This is a genomic window from Arthrobacter sp. B2I5, from assembly GCF_030816735.1.
Taxonomy (GTDB): Bacteria; Actinomycetota; Actinomycetes; order Actinomycetales; family Micrococcaceae; genus Arthrobacter.
The window spans coordinates 3247565-3263481 of record NZ_JAUSYF010000001.1; the positions used below are offsets into that span (position 1 = coordinate 3247565).

20 protein-coding genes are annotated in these 15917 nt (G+C 65.3%); 9 read left to right on the forward strand and 11 right to left on the reverse strand.

Going from position 1 to position 15917, the window contains the following annotated elements; all coding sequences use genetic code 11:
• Positions 1-7: 7 nt before the first annotated feature.
• Complete coding sequence (locus QFZ60_RS15130; RefSeq protein WP_307091466.1) at positions 8-1045, reverse strand: nucleoside hydrolase; 1038 nt, start codon at positions 1043-1045, stop codon at positions 8-10.
• Positions 1046-1070: 25 nt separating this feature from the next.
• Positions 1071-2513, reverse strand: coding sequence for an MFS transporter (locus tag QFZ60_RS15135; protein WP_307091467.1), 1443 nt, complete (start codon positions 2511-2513; stop codon positions 1071-1073).
• Between the two features lie 160 nt (positions 2514-2673).
• Between QFZ60_RS15135 and QFZ60_RS15140 the strand changes: the two genes are divergently transcribed.
• Positions 2674-3540, forward strand: coding sequence for a ribokinase (locus QFZ60_RS15140; RefSeq protein ID WP_307091469.1), 867 nt, complete (start codon positions 2674-2676; stop codon positions 3538-3540).
• A complete protein-coding gene (locus QFZ60_RS15145; protein WP_307091471.1) occupies positions 3537-4031 on the forward strand; it encodes a GNAT family N-acetyltransferase in 495 nt (164 codons plus the stop codon). Before QFZ60_RS15140 ends, QFZ60_RS15145 begins: the two co-directional genes overlap by 4 nt.
• A gap of 56 nt (positions 4032-4087) precedes the next feature.
• Here QFZ60_RS15145 and QFZ60_RS15150 read toward each other — a convergent pair whose 3' ends face one another.
• On the reverse strand, positions 4088-4528 hold the full coding sequence (locus QFZ60_RS15150) for a nuclear transport factor 2 family protein (RefSeq protein ID WP_307091472.1): 441 nt from the start codon (positions 4526-4528) through the stop codon (positions 4088-4090).
• A gap of 51 nt (positions 4529-4579) precedes the next feature.
• On the opposite strand from QFZ60_RS15150, the gene QFZ60_RS15155 reads away from it, so the two are divergent.
• Positions 4580-5221: a helix-turn-helix domain-containing protein gene (locus QFZ60_RS15155; RefSeq protein ID WP_307091473.1), complete on the forward strand. Its 642-nt coding sequence runs from the start codon at positions 4580-4582 to the stop codon at positions 5219-5221.
• Positions 5222-5302: 81 nt separating this feature from the next.
• Here QFZ60_RS15155 and QFZ60_RS15160 read toward each other — a convergent pair whose 3' ends face one another.
• The 3 genes from QFZ60_RS15160 to QFZ60_RS15170 all read right to left on the reverse strand — a co-directional run bounded on the left by QFZ60_RS15160 (position 5303) and on the right by QFZ60_RS15170 (position 7123).
• A complete protein-coding gene (locus QFZ60_RS15160) occupies positions 5303-6256 on the reverse strand; it encodes a hypothetical protein (RefSeq protein ID WP_307091474.1) in 954 nt (317 codons plus the stop codon).
• A 343-nt stretch (positions 6257-6599) separates the two neighbouring features.
• Positions 6600-6926 carry a type II toxin-antitoxin system PemK/MazF family toxin gene (locus QFZ60_RS15165; protein ID WP_307091475.1) on the reverse strand — a complete coding sequence of 109 codons (327 nt, stop codon included), beginning with the start codon at positions 6924-6926 and terminating at the stop codon, positions 6600-6602.
• Positions 6923-7123, reverse strand: coding sequence for an antitoxin MazE-like protein (locus QFZ60_RS15170; protein WP_307091476.1), 201 nt, complete (start codon positions 7121-7123; stop codon positions 6923-6925). The genes QFZ60_RS15165 and QFZ60_RS15170 overlap by 4 nt, the downstream gene beginning before the upstream one ends.
• A gap of 179 nt (positions 7124-7302) precedes the next feature.
• Here QFZ60_RS15170 and QFZ60_RS15175 point away from each other — a divergent pair, with 179 nt between their 5' ends.
• The 4 genes from QFZ60_RS15175 to QFZ60_RS15190 all read left to right on the forward strand — a co-directional run bounded on the left by QFZ60_RS15175 (position 7303) and on the right by QFZ60_RS15190 (position 11409).
• Positions 7303-8292: a 2-keto-3-deoxygluconate permease gene (locus tag QFZ60_RS15175; RefSeq protein ID WP_307091477.1), complete on the forward strand. Its 990-nt coding sequence runs from the start codon at positions 7303-7305 to the stop codon at positions 8290-8292.
• Positions 8289-9491 carry a four-carbon acid sugar kinase family protein gene (locus tag QFZ60_RS15180; protein WP_307091479.1) on the forward strand — a complete coding sequence of 401 codons (1203 nt, stop codon included), beginning with the start codon at positions 8289-8291 and terminating at the stop codon, positions 9489-9491. The genes QFZ60_RS15175 and QFZ60_RS15180 overlap by 4 nt, the downstream gene beginning before the upstream one ends.
• Positions 9491-10495, forward strand: coding sequence for a 4-hydroxythreonine-4-phosphate dehydrogenase PdxA (gene pdxA / locus QFZ60_RS15185; protein WP_307091481.1), 1005 nt, complete (start codon positions 9491-9493; stop codon positions 10493-10495). The genes QFZ60_RS15180 and pdxA overlap by 1 nt, the downstream gene beginning before the upstream one ends.
• A gap of 137 nt (positions 10496-10632) precedes the next feature.
• Positions 10633-11409 carry a DeoR/GlpR family DNA-binding transcription regulator gene (locus QFZ60_RS15190; RefSeq protein WP_307091483.1) on the forward strand — a complete coding sequence of 259 codons (777 nt, stop codon included), beginning with the start codon at positions 10633-10635 and terminating at the stop codon, positions 11407-11409.
• A gap of 5 nt (positions 11410-11414) precedes the next feature.
• Here the strand turns inward: QFZ60_RS15190 and QFZ60_RS15195 are convergent, their stop codons facing one another.
• Positions 11415-12335 (reverse strand): hypothetical protein, encoded by a 921-nt coding sequence (locus QFZ60_RS15195; RefSeq protein ID WP_307091485.1) that lies wholly within the window; start codon positions 12333-12335, stop codon positions 11415-11417.
• Positions 12336-12847: 512 nt separating this feature from the next.
• On the opposite strand from QFZ60_RS15195, the gene QFZ60_RS15200 reads away from it, so the two are divergent.
• Together QFZ60_RS15200 and QFZ60_RS15205 are read left to right on the forward strand one after the other, a co-directional pair.
• A complete protein-coding gene (locus tag QFZ60_RS15200) occupies positions 12848-13108 on the forward strand; it encodes a hypothetical protein (RefSeq protein WP_307091486.1) in 261 nt (86 codons plus the stop codon).
• Positions 13109-13167: 59 nt separating this feature from the next.
• The gene (locus QFZ60_RS15205) at positions 13168-13470 is read left to right on the forward strand and encodes a YciI-like protein (RefSeq protein ID WP_307093335.1); all 303 of its coding nucleotides are present in this window, start codon (positions 13168-13170) and stop codon (positions 13468-13470) included.
• Between the two features lie 12 nt (positions 13471-13482).
• On the opposite strand, the gene QFZ60_RS15210 is transcribed toward QFZ60_RS15205, so the two are convergent.
• The 4 genes from QFZ60_RS15210 to QFZ60_RS15225 are packed head-to-tail and all read right to left on the reverse strand — an operon-like array spanning position 13483 to position 15748.
• Positions 13483-14247 (reverse strand): ABC transporter permease, encoded by a 765-nt coding sequence (locus QFZ60_RS15210; protein WP_307091488.1) that lies wholly within the window; start codon positions 14245-14247, stop codon positions 13483-13485.
• The gene (locus QFZ60_RS15215; protein WP_307091490.1) at positions 14244-15017 is read right to left on the reverse strand and encodes an ABC transporter ATP-binding protein; all 774 of its coding nucleotides are present in this window, start codon (positions 15015-15017) and stop codon (positions 14244-14246) included. Before QFZ60_RS15215 ends, QFZ60_RS15210 begins: the two co-directional genes overlap by 4 nt.
• 3 nt (positions 15018-15020) lie before the next feature.
• Positions 15021-15395, reverse strand: coding sequence for a DUF1048 domain-containing protein (locus tag QFZ60_RS15220; protein WP_307091492.1), 375 nt, complete (start codon positions 15393-15395; stop codon positions 15021-15023).
• A gap of 2 nt (positions 15396-15397) precedes the next feature.
• Positions 15398-15748 carry a PadR family transcriptional regulator gene (locus QFZ60_RS15225; RefSeq protein ID WP_307091495.1) on the reverse strand — a complete coding sequence of 117 codons (351 nt, stop codon included), beginning with the start codon at positions 15746-15748 and terminating at the stop codon, positions 15398-15400.
• Positions 15749-15917 lie beyond the last annotated feature (169 nt).

Here is a 15917-nt window from a genome sequence, read left to right on the forward strand (position 1 = left end):
CCGGGCGTCAGGCGGGCGAACCTGCTGAGGCGAGCGCCGCCGTCGTGCCTTCCATGGAAATCGCGCCTTCCATGGAAGCGGCGCCTTCAAAGAAGGCGAGCAGCGTCTCCACCAGGTGCGGCGCGAAGTCCTCTTCCAGCGTCAGCACCACCCGGCAGCGTGCGCCCCGCACGGGCGGGTAACCCGCGTACAGTCCGCGCAGGTCGCACACGGTCTGGCCCCGGCCAGGACCGTCGGAGGTGTCGACGGCGGCACCCACCACGGGCGCGACTGCGGGCGTCACGGCGCCCACGGCGAGCGCGGCGGCCAGGGGGTCGTGCATGGCGGAGCAGGGCCGGCCGTAGATGCCCTCGTAGAAGCGGAAGTAGTAGCCCAGCATCTCCCCGAGCGCCCGCACCACGGGCGAAGAGGACCTCAGCAACGCCTGCCGGTGGCCCTCCTCCAGCACCGACGCCATGGTCACGTCCAGCGGCACCAGGGTCACGTCCCAGTCCGCGGCCAGCACCAGGGCCGCGGCCTCGGGGTCGTTGTGGATGTTGGCCTCCGCCACAGCAGTGATGTTCCCCGGCGCCAGCGCTGCCCCGCCCATCACGGTGACGGTGTCCACCAGCGACGGCAGTGCCGGTTCCAGCCGCAAGGCCTCGGCGAGGTTGGTCAGCGGCCCGATGGCCACCACGCGCAGCGTCCCCGGGTAGAGCCGGGCCAGCCGCACCAGCATCTCCGCCGCGGACTCCCCCGCCAGAGATGCGGCGGCAGGGGCCAGCGACACCTCGCCGATCCCGTTCTCCCCGTGCACCCACGGCGCGCCGCCGCCAAAGGAACCGGCCAGCGGATGGTGTGCCCCCAGCGCCACGGGAATGTGCGCGGAGCCGGCAAGTTCCAGCAGGTCAAGGGTGTTGCGGGCGCCGACGGCGGCACTGACGTTGCCGCTGACTGTTCCAATGCCCTTCACGCAAGCAAAAGGAGAGGCCAGCAGGTAGGCCAGGGCGAGGGCGTCGTCGATCCCGGTGTCGCAGTCCAGGTAGATCGGGAAGGGCGTGGTCATGGCGGTTCTCCTACAGTAAAAGGGGTTAGAGGGTCTCGCCCTTGGGGGCGGCGACGAAGAGGCTGACGATGAACGCGGCGGCCGTGATGCCCACGGAAATCCAGAGGGCGGTGGCGTAGCCGGCGGCGGTGGCCTGGGCGGCAAAGGGTGCAACGAGGACGACGCCGAGGCTCGCCCCGATGCCGAAGGAGGCGCCGTTGATGCCGGGCAGGGCAGCCGGGGCTTCCTTGGGTGAGAGCAGCACCGAGAGGCCGTTGATGGCGGTGAGGAACAGGCCGTTGTAGAAGATGCCCAGCGCCGCGACGGCGATCAGCACCGCCACCTGGCTGGTGGAGAACATGGCGGCGGCGATGGCGCAGGCCAGGCTCATGCCCGTGCCGACGCGGAGGGTCCTGATCCAGCCGCGGCGGTCGGCCAGCCAGCCGGCCAGCGGTGCGGCAAAGACGCCAATGAGCGCGGCGGGGGTGAGGAACAGCAACGCCGAGACGGAGGCGGAAAGGCCGAAGCCGCCGTCGTGGTCCTGGCTGAGCAGCACCACGGTGAAGTTGATGATGGCGAAGATGCCGGCGAGGGTGAGGACGGTGGTGGTGATGACCGGCCACACCTGGCGGGAGCGGAGGTGGTGCACGGCGATGAGCGGGTGGCTGCGCCGCTTCTCGATCAGCCAGAAGGCGGTGAAGGAGGCGATGGTGCCGGCCAGCAGTGCCAGGGCGGTGGGCGAGGTCCAGCCGGCGGCGGATCCGTCGGAGACGAAGTAGGTGATGAACACCAGGAACAGCGAGAGGGAGCCGGCGCCCCACCAGTCCATGGCACCGCGGACCCCCTGGGGGCGGCCGGCGGGAACGGTGCGGAGGATGCAGGCCGCGGCAATCACGGTCAGGACCAGGACGACGACGAAGATGGACCGGAAGCCCAGGGTCTCGGCCATGAGCCCGCCCACCCAGCCGTCCACTCCCCCGATGCCGCCGTTGATGGCGGCGATGATGCCCACGGAGGTGCCGAACACCTTGGCCTGCAGGTTCTCGCTGAGGACGATGTAGGCGAGCGCGAAGACGGCGCTGGAGACGCCCTGCAGGAACCGGCCGGCGATGAGCAGTTCCAGCGTGGGTGCGGTGATGCAGAGGATGGTGCCGGCGCCCATGATGCCCAGGACCAGCAGCAGCGCGGCGCGGCGGCCAATGAAGTCGCTCCACCGGCCGATCACAGGGCCCGCGATGGCGCCGGCCAGGAAGAACATGGACTGGACGGGCGCGGTGCTTTCGGCACCGCGGCCAAAGTCTGTGGCGATCTGCGGCAGGGCCGGGGTGACCATGCTCGCGTTGAGCTGGAAGGACAGCACGCCGAGCAGCAGCGTGGAGATCAGCAGGGCGGCGCGGCGGCCGGAGAGCTTGGCGGCGTCATCAGGAAGGACGACGCCGGCAGCAACTTGGGCGGGAGGCGCGGCCGTGGCGGGGGTTGGGGCGTTCACATCAAACTCCTTTGTTCGAACGGGGTGGGAAGGAATCCCGGTCTCCGTGCCGGTTGATTCGAGTTGTTATACAACCATGTATGACCCACAAGTACAACCATGAGCTACACTATTTTCCAATCCGGCCGCTTCCGGCCCTCCCCCTTCAGAGAGTCTTCCCATGAGCAATCGACTTCCTGCCGTCACCGTGGTCGGCAGCATCAACCTGGACCTGATCGCAACGGCCGAGCGGCTTCCCACGGCCGGCGAAACCATTGGTGGCGCCCTGCTGTCCCGGCAGCCGGGCGGAAAGGGTGCCAACCAGGCGGCGGCTGCCGCCCGCCTGGGCGGCCGGGTCCGCATGATCGGAGCGGTGGGCGACGACGCGCACGGCCAGGGAATGCTGGACGCCCTGGCTTCGGCCGGTGTGGATACCGCTGACGTGGCGGTGCTGCCGGAGGCCACCGGGACGGCGCTGATCGTGGTGGATGCCGGGGGCGAGAACCAGATTGTGGTGTGCCCGGGCGCCAACTCCCACCTCTCACTGGAGGGAGTGGAGTTCGGCCCGGACGAGACGGTGCTGTGCCAGCTGGAGGTTGGCCTGCCGGTGGTGCTGGAGGCCGCGCGGAAAGCGCAGGGCTTCTTTGTGCTGAACGCCGCGCCGGCCATGGACCTGCCGGACGAACTGCTGGCGCACTGCGACCTGGTGATCGTCAACGAGAGCGAGTACGCCCTGATCCCTGCCCTGGCATCCGCCAAGCTGGTGGCGGTGACCTACGGCGGCGAGGGCTCCGCCATCTTCGAGCGTGGCCGGAAGGTGGCCGAGGCACCCGCGCCCGCCGTCAGCGTGGTGAACACCATCGGCGCGGGCGACGCGTTCTGCGCCGCCCTGGTCCTGGCCCTGCGGACGGGGATGGATTCCGCGTGGGCGCTTGCTGTTGCCAACGCCGTGGGTGCCGCCGCCGTCGGTGACCCTTCATCCCAGCCCGAATTGGCACAACTGGGCCACTACGTGGAGTGGACCGCCCCGGCCCTGGACGCCAGGTGAGCGTGGCACTGCGGCGCGCGGCGCCGTCGGACTTTCCCGCGGTCCGGCGCATCACCCGGGACGCGTACCTGCGCGCCGGGCACTTCGCCGCCGACCATCCCTATTTGAGTGTGCTGGAGGACGTGGAACACCGCGCCGCCCAGGCGGAGGTGTGGGTGGCTGAGGCCGCCGGGAAAGTGGTGGCGGCGGTGACGCTGACGTTCGCCGGCCAGCCGTACAGCGAGATCGCGCGGAACGGGGAGCTGGAGTTCAGGATGCTGGCGGTGGATCCGCGGCACCAGGGCGCCGGCGTGGGCCGGTCCGTGGTGCGCGCCATTGTGGAGCACGCCCGGCTGCTGCCCGGCATCGGTGCGATCAGCATCACCAGCGCCACGTTCATGGAGCGGGCGCACGCGCTGTACCGGTCGCTGGGGTTCCGCCGCGCGCCGGAGCGGGACTGGTACGTGCCGGGCGAGGATGTGCTGTTGTGGGTGTTCCGGCTGGAGCTCTAAGAGTTGAGCGAAGTTCTCGAATCTTGCCCCATCCCCGGACTGTGCTCCGCACAGACTCACGCGTCAGTTGCGGCACCAGGCAGAGGGACAGTGGGCCCGCCCGGCGGGAAGTCCGCATGCCGGTGCACAATCCGCCATTCGCCGTCTTCGCGGCGGTAAATGTGGGTCACCCGCAAGGTGTACTGCCGTGGTGTCCCCTCCACGGTTGTGGAGGTGTGCTCGTAGCCAACTGTGTAGGCGAGGTCGCCGCTTGCTCCGGCAGCGATGATTTCAAGGTCGAAGGAGTCGGCATGGGTGAACCAGGAGGCCACGTTGTGGAACACCGGCTCGAGCTCGTCCCAGCCGGATCCGCTGAGCTGCGCGCCGAAGAGCGTTACAGGTTCGTTCCGCGACCACAGGGCGAGGCGCGGAGCGGCGTCGCCCTCGTGGATAGCAGCGTCCGCCGCTCGCTGCGTGGGAATCATTTCGGCCAGGAATGCATCCGTTTCGGTTGACATGACCAACTCCATTACAGTCAAGCTGTTTTGAATACAGCTATAATGCATCCAATGGAACGGAAGATCAAGAGGCAGTATGATTCCCGTCGCCGCCAGGAGCAGGCTGCAGAAACACGGCGGAGCATCATCGCGGCGGCGAACCAACTCTTCATTGCCCAGGGGTACGGCCAGACCACCATCAAGCAGGTGGCCGAGCGCGCGGGCGTCTCTGTCGAGACCGTCTACGCCGCGTTCGGTACCAAGGCATTGCTGCTGAGGCACGTTTGGTACGTCGATTTCCGCGGGGACGAAACAGACGTAACCCTGTATGACCGCGCGGAAATGCAGTCAATCCTGGCCGAGCCGGACCTGCCGAGCAGGATCCGCAGGCACGCTGTTTTCGTGACGGCGAGCAACCGCCGGATCTTCCCGCTCCTCGACGCCCTTGCCGGAGCCGCTGCGAGCGAGCCCGACGCCGCCGCCATGCTGGCCGAGTGGACTGACCGGCGGCTGGACGTGGCCACCCGCTACGCCCACGCCGCGGCCGCGACCGGACAGCTCGGCGTCAGCGAAGAGGAATGCAGGGACGTGGTGTACGCGACCATGGACGGCAGCCTGTGGGCCCAGCTCGTGGGGCAACGCGGCTGGAGCGACGAGAGGTTCTCGGACTGGCTCGCCGCCACCTGGATTGCCGCTTTCGTCCGGACGAACTAGCGGACCGCTAATCCAGCGGTGATACTCCCAAGCCGTGTCCGCCGTAGTCCTTGTCATTGCTGCAGCAGGGATGGGCCTGGCCTATTTCGCGGAGCGCTTGCCCGTGTCCGTGCTGGACCCCGTGGTGGGAACGAAGTTCCAGTCGAAGGACCCGTCGCCGTGCAGCGTCAGCCGGAGGAACCCGCGGGTGTCGCTGAACCTCTTGGCGATATACCGCGGCTTGCTGGTGAAGGGGCGCGTATCGATGCCTCCGGTGGAAACCTGGAACGCCGTCATCCCGTCATCGACGCATTTGTCCGCGTTGTTCACGGGGCAGGACCGTTCGTAGTTGTGCTGCGACCCGGACAGGGTCAGCCGGACCCGGTACTTCCACATCACGTCGATCCACGGCTTCTGGTAATCAGCCCGCCCATGCTCCTCCGTATCGGAGGTGAAGTACGGCTCGTGATAGACCACCGCCAGGTGCTTGCCCGCCTTTTGGGCAGCGGCGAGATCCTTGTCCAGCCACTTGGTGGCATCCGAGGCCTCTTTTTCGTCGTACCGCCACAGCGCAGAGGACAGGAACGCGAAGTGCCAGTTTCCGAAGTCCTTGGAGTACGGTTCCCCATTCGGGATGAACCCGCGCTCCTGGTTGATCGCAGCTTTCTCCGTGGAGCCCTTGCACTGGCCGTTCATGAACTTCGCCAGGTCTTCGTTGCGTCCAGGCTCCCAGTCGTGGTTGGGGGCGGACACCCAGTACAGCTTGGGCATGGTGCCGCCCCACAACTTCGCCCACGTGTTCACGTAGTTGTCGCAGTAGCCGGTCTCGTACTGGAAGTCACCCAGCCCCAGGAAGGCGTCAATCTCGTTTTTCTCCACGAGTTTGGCGATCAACGTGGCGTTCCTGCCGGACGGGGTTTCGGGGTCTGCGTTGTCGGCCGGGTTCATGTCGCCCACCGCGGCGATATGGACATCGGGAGCGGGAGGCGGCTCCGGCGGCTTTGGCGTGCAGCCCGTGGCAAGGAGCACCAGCAGTGCGGCGGAAACTGCGGCCACGCGCCGGAAGGGTTTTTCACCAGGGAGTGCTGACCGCATCCCATTTCCCCTTTCAGCAGCAGAACCGCAGGTCGGCGTGCGTGGAACAGTCACGCACGCCGGCACCTTGATCCTCCTAACGGGCCGGACCGGCTGTCAAGGGCGGGACGCTGTGAATCCTGCAGGAGGGGGGGCTTAGGGGGCCGACACCCCCACCTCCCAACCCCGTTGCGGGCGGCGCCGGGCCCTCCTGAGGTACCTGAAATGCCAGCATGCCGAGAGCTCTCACTCCGGGCAGCACATCTTAAAGCGGATCCAGACGCGCGGCTGCAAAACGATGCCGCGGCGCGCACCGCATTGGCAGTCAGCGAGCAAGTCCTAGAAAGACGGCGAGCGACTGCTCAACGGCCACCATCGTTTCTGAATCAACGCGGCCAATTCTCTGTCCAACGTTAAGTCGACGAACGGTGGTGAGCTTGTCGATCATTATTTGGCTTGGGCGGTCCAGGCCGTTCAGCTGGCCGGGTTCAACGGTCAGCCTCAGCAATGGAGCATCTGCGAGTTGCGACGTCAGGGGTAGGAGGGTGACAGACTCCGAGTCCGCGAAAAGATCATCCTGGATGATGAGCGCGGGGCGCGGTTTCTGGCCATAAGTTCCGCCGGAGACCGTCCACAACTCGCCGCGGTTCACTCCGGACAGTCTTCTGAAATCTGTTCGACGAAGTCCTGATCGTCCCCTGCCTGGTCGGCGGCAGCAACAGCCAGTGCCTGCCGCCGCGCTTCACGCTTGAACTCCTCAGTACGGGTGTCCGGCACCCACATCTGAATCTGCCGGAGGCCACGCTCACGCATAGCGATTCGAAGCCGTGCGAGTCGGTCAAAGCTCATGCAATCAACGTTAGATGTCACGCCTTCCTATGTCAGCGGTTCTTTGCAAGGGCGCCAGCCACGATATGCGCAGTTCGCGCAATTTCAGTTGCGCTAAACGCGCACTCCCAGATATGATCTACATCATGCTTCGAGCCGCGCGCTCGGCCCCTCTCCCCCAACAACAATGAGGTTGCAACATGTCTGTCCCCATCAAGGCCACCATGGAAAAAGTCCCCGGCGGCATGATGCTGATCCCCCTGCTCATCGGCGCCATCCTCGGCACCTTCGCACCGGATTCGGCCAAATTCTTCGGCTCCTTTACCGGCGCGCTCTTCACCGGCGGCACCACAATCCTCGCGGTGTTCTACGTCTGCATGGGCGCGAGCATCGATATCAAGGCCACGCCCTACATCCTGAAAAAGGGCGGCGTCCTCTTCGGCAGCAAGGTCCTGTTCGCCATCATCATCGGCGTCATCGCCGGCAGGTTCATGGGCGAACTTCCCATCGACGGCGGAATCCTCTCGGGACTTTCCGTCCTGGCTATCCTCGCGGCGCTGAATGACACCAACGGCGGCATGTACATGGCCCTCATGGGCCAGTACGGCAAGCCCAAGGACGTCGCGGCCTACTCCGTCATGACCCTGGAATCCGGCCCCTTCCTGACCATGGTGACCCTCGGCGTCGCCGGTTTGTCCGCCTTCCCGTGGCAGGCCCTGGTGGGCGCCATCATCCCCCTGCTCCTCGGCGCCATCCTGGGTGCCCTGGATCCGGCCATGCGCAAGTTCCTGTCCTCCGCGGCCCCCGTCCTGATCCCGTTCTTCGCCCTCGCGCTTGGCTTCGGCCTGAACCTGGGACAGGTAGTCAACGCAGGCCTGCTTGGAGTGGCCCTCGGACTGTTCGTGCTGATCGCCGGCGGCGCCGTGCTCTTCTTCGCGGACAAGCTGACCGGCGGCTCGGGCATTGCCGGCCTGGCGGCAGCCACCACCGCCGGCAACGCAGCCACCGTCCCCATGCTGGTGGCCGCAGCCAACCCCGCTTACGCTCCCGCAGCCGGACCGGCCACCGTTTTGGTTGCCGCCTCCGTGGTGGTCACCGCCATCGGCTGCCCCCTCATGGTCGCTTGGTACGCTAAGCGCCTGAAAGCCAAGCAGACCGTGCAAACTCCTGAGGTGTCCCGAGCAGCATGAACACCACCGCAACCATGCGCTGGGCAATCATCGCCGACGACCTGACGGGAGCGGCCGATGCGGCCGCAGCCTACGGGCCCACCCACAGCAGTTCCGTCATCCTCGACGTCGACAGCACGTGGCCCGACGCCCAGATCCTTTCGATCAATACCGAGAGCCGCTACCTGGCGCCGGCGGACGCAGCCAAAGCCGTTACGACGGCGGCAGACCGCGCCCTGCGTGAACATCGGCGGGTCTTCAAGAAGATTGATTCGCTGCTGCGAGGCAATGTAGGCGTGGAAGTCGCGGCAACACTGGCGCGACTGACGCAGGGCCGCGGCAAGGGCCTGGCGATAGTGGCTCCGGCCTTTCCGGGCACGGGACGGACCACCCAGGGCGGCATCGTCCACGTCAACGGTGTCCCCCACACGGCAGGAAATTACGACGGCGGCGTCGCGGCGGCACTTGCCGCCGGCGGCCTCACCGCCGAAGTAGCGGGAGCCAGCGGACGCACGCCGGAGGAACTGGCCATGCACCTGCGGGACGTGCAGGACCGCGGGATTGACGCCGTCGTACTGGACGCCGTTTCCGACGCCGACCTCGAGGCCGTCGCTGCCGCCGCGGACCTGCTGGACTTTCCGGCGCTCCTGGTCGGTTCCGGCGGCCTGGCAGGGCACATCGCTGCACGAGAAAATGAAAAAGTTGCGCGGAATGCGCAGGTACGGCGCGTCAGCCGGACCCTGACCGTGATCGGCAGCTACTCCGGCCTCGCACGGCAGCAGACTGATGCGCTCGTCGCGGACGGCGCCGAGCACATCACCCTGGACCACGCCACGCTGGACGGCACCGCCGTTCCGGACCTGGTTGCCCAGGCGATGGCGCGGACGGATGTGGTGCTGACGCCGGACCCCATGGGTGCCGTGGACAAGTCGCAGGCGCTTGTGGTGGCAGAGGCTTTGGCCCGCGCCACTGCCGCAGGCATCGGGCACTGCGACGCCCTGGTCCTCACCGGTGGCGAGACGGCAACCGCGGTCCTGAAAGCCCTCGGCGCCGGCAGCTTCACTGTCCTCGGGGAGATTGAACCCGGCGTCGTCATGAGCCTGCTGCCGGAGCCACTCCCCCTGCTGGTCACCAAGGCCGGCGCATTCGGGGACGCCGGCACGCTGGCCCGGACCACACGATTTCTTACTGGAACCACGACTGAAATGAGTACCAAATAATGGGACGCCCGATTGTTGCCATCACCATGGGCGATGCGGCCGGCATTGGCCCGGAAATCATCGTCAAGGCCCTTGCTGACGCGGAGCTCCGGTCGAAGGCGCGGATGCTGGTCATCGGCGACCTCCGCCGGCTGCAGCTTGCCGCGGACGTCGTCGCCAGCGCGCTGACGCTGCGGAAGGTGTCGGAACCTTCTGAGGCTTTGTTCGAGGAAGGCACCATCGACGTGCTGGACATCGACTGCATCCCGGCGGACCTGGCGTGGGGCGAGCTCTCTGCCGCGGCCGGACACGGCTCCTACCTGTTCATCGAGAAGGCAGTCCAGCTGGCCATGGACAAGCAGGTGGACGCCATCTGCACCGGGCCGCTGAACAAGGCGGCGCTGCACGCGGCCGGCCACAAGTTCCCCGGCCACACGGAGCTCCTGGCCGAGCTGACCGGCACCGAGGAAGTGTCCATGATGCTGACCGCGCCCAAGATGCGCGTCATTCACGTCACCACCCACATCGGCCTGATCGACGCGATCGCCAAGATCAACGGCGACCTGGTGTACCGGACCATCAAGCGCGGCTACGAACTGCTGCGCGCCTCCGGCATCGAGAACCCGCGGATCGCGGTGTGCGCCATCAACCCGCACGCGGGTGAAAACGGCCTGTTTGGCTACGGCGAGGAGGCGGAGAAGATCCAGCCGGGCATCGAGAAGGCCCAGGCGGACGGCATCAATGCCTTCGGCCCGCTCCCGGCGGACACCCTGTTCTTCCTGGCCGGCCGCGGGGACTTCGACTTGGTGGTGGCCCAGTATCACGACCAGGGCCACGGCCCGGTGAAGGTCCTGGGCTTGGAAAACGGCGTGAACATCACCGTGGGCCTGCCCGTGGTGCGCACGTCCGTGGACCACGGCACCGCGTTCGACATCGCCGGGAAGAACATCGCGGACCACGAGTCGCTGCTGGAGGCACTGCGACAGGCCGTGGACCTGGCGCCGGCGCGCGAAGAGACTGCCTAGCCGCACGGAAGAAACGGCCGGTCAGCGTAGGATTGCTGACCGGCCGTTGTGCTGCGTCCCGGCTGCGGGACTTGGCGGGGGCCGGAACTAGCATGGGTACCACTGCCACCGCCATGCCCACGGGAAGGAGACCGGGAATGCTGAGCGCAAACGCGCGGCGCGAGGAGATCTACCACCTTGCCGTGACCACCGGCCTGGCCTCCGTGGAGGAACTCTCCGCCCGGTTCGAGGTGACCGCCTCCACCATCCGCCGCGATCTGGCTTTGCTGAACGGGCAGGGCCGGCTGGCCCGCACCTACGGCGGCGCGATGGCGCTGGGCGCGCACCCGGAGGCATCGCTGCGGCAGCGCACGGGTGAGGCGTTCGAGCAGAAGCATGCGATCGCCCGCTGGGCGGCAGCCGTGATCCGGCCCGGGGAGAACATCCTGCTCGACGCCGGCTCCACCGTGGGTGCCCTGGCCCACGAACTGCGCGGGTTCGAGAAGCTGTCCGTGACCACCCCGGGCATCAACACCATGCAGGAACTCGCCGAGTCGGAGGGCATCGAGGTGGACTGCCTGGGCGGCCGGCTGCGCAGCCTCTCGCAGAGCTTTGTGGGGCCGCTGGCCGAGGCGGCGCTGGAGCGGATGCGCTTCGACCGCGTGTTCCTGGGCGCCGACGCCGTCACCGCCGAGGACGGCATCTGCGAGGCCGATCATGCCCAGACCCGCCTCAAAGAGCTCATGGCCCGCCGCGGCCGGGAAGTCTACGTCTTGGCCGACTCCTCCAAGCTCGGTCTGCGGCCGTTCCACGCGTGGGCCCGGTTGGCTTTGCCCTGGACATTGGTGACGGACGACGGCGCCGACCCCGCCCAGGTGCAGAAGTTCCGGGACGCGGGGGTTCAGGTGGAGGTGGCTGCCGTAAGCGGTGGTTGAGCCTTTCAATTCCCAGTTGGGCCCGTCCCGGTCGTGACTGAGGTTGCCTCAACCCGCCCCGGTAATTGTGTCCGTTTTTCAGCTTTCCATTCCAACGCGAGCGACGAGCGGAATTTAAAGATGAGCGTGACAATCCCCGCGGCAACCGCGATCAAGGTTACGATCAGCGGAAAAGCTCCTGGTCCTGGAAAGGCACCTTTCATGCTTTCCGCGCCCAGTACTAACAGGACCTTCCAGTCAATGGTTCCGAGATCTTCTAGTTCCGAAGCATCGCTCGGTAACGTTGTGGATTCGCGCAATAGATTCAGGGAGTAGTCCGAGTTAGCGGCTGGATTAATTCCTGCAAAAGAGCAGAGGCAGGCCAGCACTGACATTGTCAGGATAGGAAGTATAACGGCGACAAGACGGTTCCGCATCTGGGCGGTACTGGCAAAGAGGACCGCAAAGTGGGCAGCCACGAATCCTGCCACAGCACCACCCAGAGAAAGATCGGCCAGCAGGGAAAGCGGAATTGGTTCTTGATTCGCAGTCCCGCCGTTCGCTACGAATCGCAGCGGGAGAAATGAAAGCGCACCCGTGAGTAGACCTAAGACGCCTCCAACGGAAACCCAATTCGCCATAATCGTCAGGGTTGAACTTAGTTTAATGCTGCATTTGATTGCCTCAGTCGCAGCAAGGTATTTCAGAGCAAACCAGGCCAACGTTGTACAAGGTGTCAGAGAGACAGCGAACATCAGTACCCAAAACACTGACCAGGTTCGTAACACCTGATTGCCGACACTTTGTCCTGTCCCTACCTGCGTAACAAGCATGACTATGGCCAAGAGCGGCCCTATGAAGTAAACAGCTCCAAGCGTTTTGGATCCGCTACTCAAAGGAAGTTTGAGTAATTTGGAGGGCCTTACATCCTTGAATCCATCAGGCATGAGCCACGTTCCGAAGGACTGAAGCATCGACCGCGAACGCGTCCACTGCGCTGAGAACGCGGCCAGAATGGTGGATTTGAGGGAAGACCCTGGAAGGCCCGGCTGTAAGGAGTCAGGAGAATTTTCCCAACTCCCTCACCTACAAGGGATGCGACTACCATCCCCATCGCCACAAACACCAAGACGTTTCCTACTCCCGAGCTCGGCGGAAGAAGCCACCACCAAGCATAGGGAGTAAGGAACAGGATGAAAAATGCTGCGCTAGCAAGAAACTGTACAACTCCCTTTCCCCTCTCCCTCCAATTCAGGGTGCTCTTGCGCGCCGTTAAGAGGCCTCTTCGACAGCCGACGCCGCCAATGATCAAGACCACAGCCGAGAAAATTGCCGGGACTAACGGGGGCAGCTGGCCATCGGCGCTGCTTTCTAGAGCAAGTCGGATCATGAGCAATTTCTAACTCCTAGCTCTGACATTTTCACAAACGACCAGGCTTGACCCCACGTCCGTGGCTCAATGCCGGTTCGCATTGATGGAACAACAGGCATCTGCGAAGCCGACCACGCCCAAACCCGCCTCAAAGAACTTATGGCCCGACGGGGCCGGGAAGTCTATGTCCTGGCGGACTCGTCCAAGCTGGGCCTGCGACCTTTCCACGCCTGGGCGCGGTTGGCACTCCCCTGGACGTTGGTGACGGACGACGGCGCCGACCCCGCCCAGGTGCAGAAGTTCCGGGACGCGGGGGTTCAGGTGGAGGTGGCTGCGGTTTCCGGCTGAGTCCCGGTGGGTACGCTGCTGCTACAACGGTTGAAACCCTGAACGAAGTGGAGACACTCATGCACGCCGTGCTCGAATACACCTACGCCGACAACTACCTCGAGTCCCGCGAACAATACCGCGCAGACCATCTCCGGGCGGGGTGGGAGGCAGTCGAACGCGGCGAACTCCTCCTGGGCGGGGCAGTCGGGGAAGGTCCATTCAAAGGGTTGCTGATCTTCACCGGCGAGAACCCGCTTGAGGCCGCAAAGACTTTTGCCGCCGCAGACCCCTACGTCATCAATGGCGTAGTGACGTCGTGGACTGCCAGCCCGTGGACAACGGTGCTGGGAAACGAGGCGGCCACGCCCGTCCACCCCTAAGTCCCACCAACGTCAGCTAATTTTGCGGCGGTAGATGGCAATGGCGAAGGCGTACCCGAGGACGAGGATGCCAAGGAGCCAGGCCAGGGCCGTCCAGATGTCGCCGCCGACCGGTTGCTGCGTGAACAGGGCACGGATGGTATTCACGATGGAGGTGACGGGCTGGTTCCGGGCGAACCAGGCGACCGGGCCGGGCATCGAGTCGGTGGGGACGAAGGCCGAGCTGATGAAGGGCAGGAAGATGAGCGGGTAGCTGAACGCGCTGGCCCCGTCCACGGTCTTGGCGGAGAGCCCGGCGATCACGGCGATCCAGGTCAGCGCGAGAGTGAACAGGATCAGGAGGCCCGCAACCCCGAGCCACGCTGCCACTGACGCTCCGGTACGGAACCCCATGATCAGCGCGACGCCGATGACCACCACCACCGAGACGACGTTCGCAGCCAGGCTGGTGAGCACATGCGCCCAGAGCACGCTGGACCTCGCGATCGGCATGGACTGGAAGCGCTCCAGGATGCCGCCCTGCAGGTCCAGGAACAACCTGTACGCGGTGTAGGCGATGCCGGACGCGATCGTGATGAGCAGGATTCCGGGGAGCATGTAGTTGACGTAGGACTCGCCGGATCCGGTGTTGATTGCGCCGCCGAGCACGTATACGAACAGCATCATCAGTGCGATCGGGGTGACCGCAGTGGTGATGATCGTGTCGGGGCTGCGGAGGATGTGGCGAAGCGAGCGGACAGTCAGTACGCCGGTGTCGCCGAGTGCATGGGTGGTCATCGGGATTCCTTTCCCACAAGGGCCAGGAACACGTCCTCAAGGGAGGGTTGTTTCTCGATGTACTCGACCTTGGCCGGCGGGAGGAGTTGCTTGAGTTCGGCGAGGGTGCCGTTCTGGATGATCGTGCCCTGGTGGAGGATCGCGATCCGGTCGGCGAGCTGCTCCGCCTCGTCGAGGTACTGCGTGGTCAGCAGGACCGTCGTTCCGCTGTTGGCAAGTTGTTTGACGGTCTGCCATACCTCGATGCGAGCCTGCGGGTCCAGCCCGGTGGTTGGTTCATCCAGGAAGATGACCGGAGGGTTGCCGATCAGGCTCATGGCGATGTCCAGCCTGCGGCGCATGCCGCCCGAGTACGTTGAAGCCCTGCGGTCCCCTGCCTCGGTGAGCGAGAAGCGGGCGAGCAGGCCCTCGGCGATCGCAGCCGGGTCTTTCAGGTGGCGGAGTTTCGCGATCAGCACCAGGTTCTCCCGGCCGGTGAGCACTTCATCGACGGCTGCGAACTGGCCGGTGAGGCTGATCGATTCACGCACTTCACTGGGGTTGGCGGTGACGTCGTAACCATGCACCGCTGCGGCGCCGGCATCGGGTTTCAGCAGTGTTGAAAGGATCCTCACCAGGGTGGTCTTGCCTGCGCCATTTGAGCCAAGCAGCGCGAAGATACTTCCCGCGGCGGCCTCGAGATCGACCCCTTTGAGGACCTGGACGTCCTTGAACGATTTCTCGATGCCCTGCACCCGGATTGCGGGCTCGAGGGCCTGGACGGGGGCCATGGGTCAGCTCCCTTTCCCGCTGTCACCGGCGGCTGCTTCGAAGGCCTGGCGCAGACGCTCGCGCTCCTTGTCGATCCACTGCTTGCCGGAGTACGCCTGCGCGAAAGTCTCCGCGAACTCCACCGGATCCTCGCCGGCGATCGCCCGCACCGGCGTCCCATCGATGGCCGCGCGCTCCCATAGGTCGGCGAGGTCGCCGAACATCGTGGTCAGCGTGCCGCCGTCAGTGACGCCGCCGTAGTACATGACGTACCGGTGCATTGCCATTGCGGCCGTTGCGTACGGTTCGGGGAGGGCCTCGATGCGGGCCTTGTCCTCCTTGTACTGCTTCTTCTGCTCAAGCGAGCCGGTGAGTGATTCGATCCATTTTGCAGCCATGGTCAGGCTCCTTCTTCCTGCGGGGTTTCTGTGTTGTGGTGAAGCTGTTCGATCCGTTCCGCAAGGAAACTCCACGTCCTCCAGAACTCTTCGAGGTACTCACGGCCCAGTGCATTCAGCGAATACACCTTCCGCGGCGGACCCTTCTCCGACGGGACCTTCTCGACGTCGACCAGGCCGCGCTGTTCGATCCTGACCAGCAGGGCGTATACCGTTCCCTCCACGATGTCGGAGAAGCCCTGGTCGCGCAGCCGGGCCGTAATCTCATAGCCGTACGCCGGCTGCACGGCCAGGATGGCAAGAACAACGCCCTCGAGCGTGCCCTTGAGCATCTCTGTCATTTGCTTACCCATGGCGATACTCTCCAGCTATTCGGTGTTACTGACTACCGGTACATAGTAAGCACGAGTACCGGTAGATAGCAATACTGAATAGTGCTGGGACGAAGGGTTCTGAGCCCGGCCGCGCACCCGTGGGGGCAGAGTTTAAAAAGACCGGCTGCTGGCGGGTTGGGGCGTCATT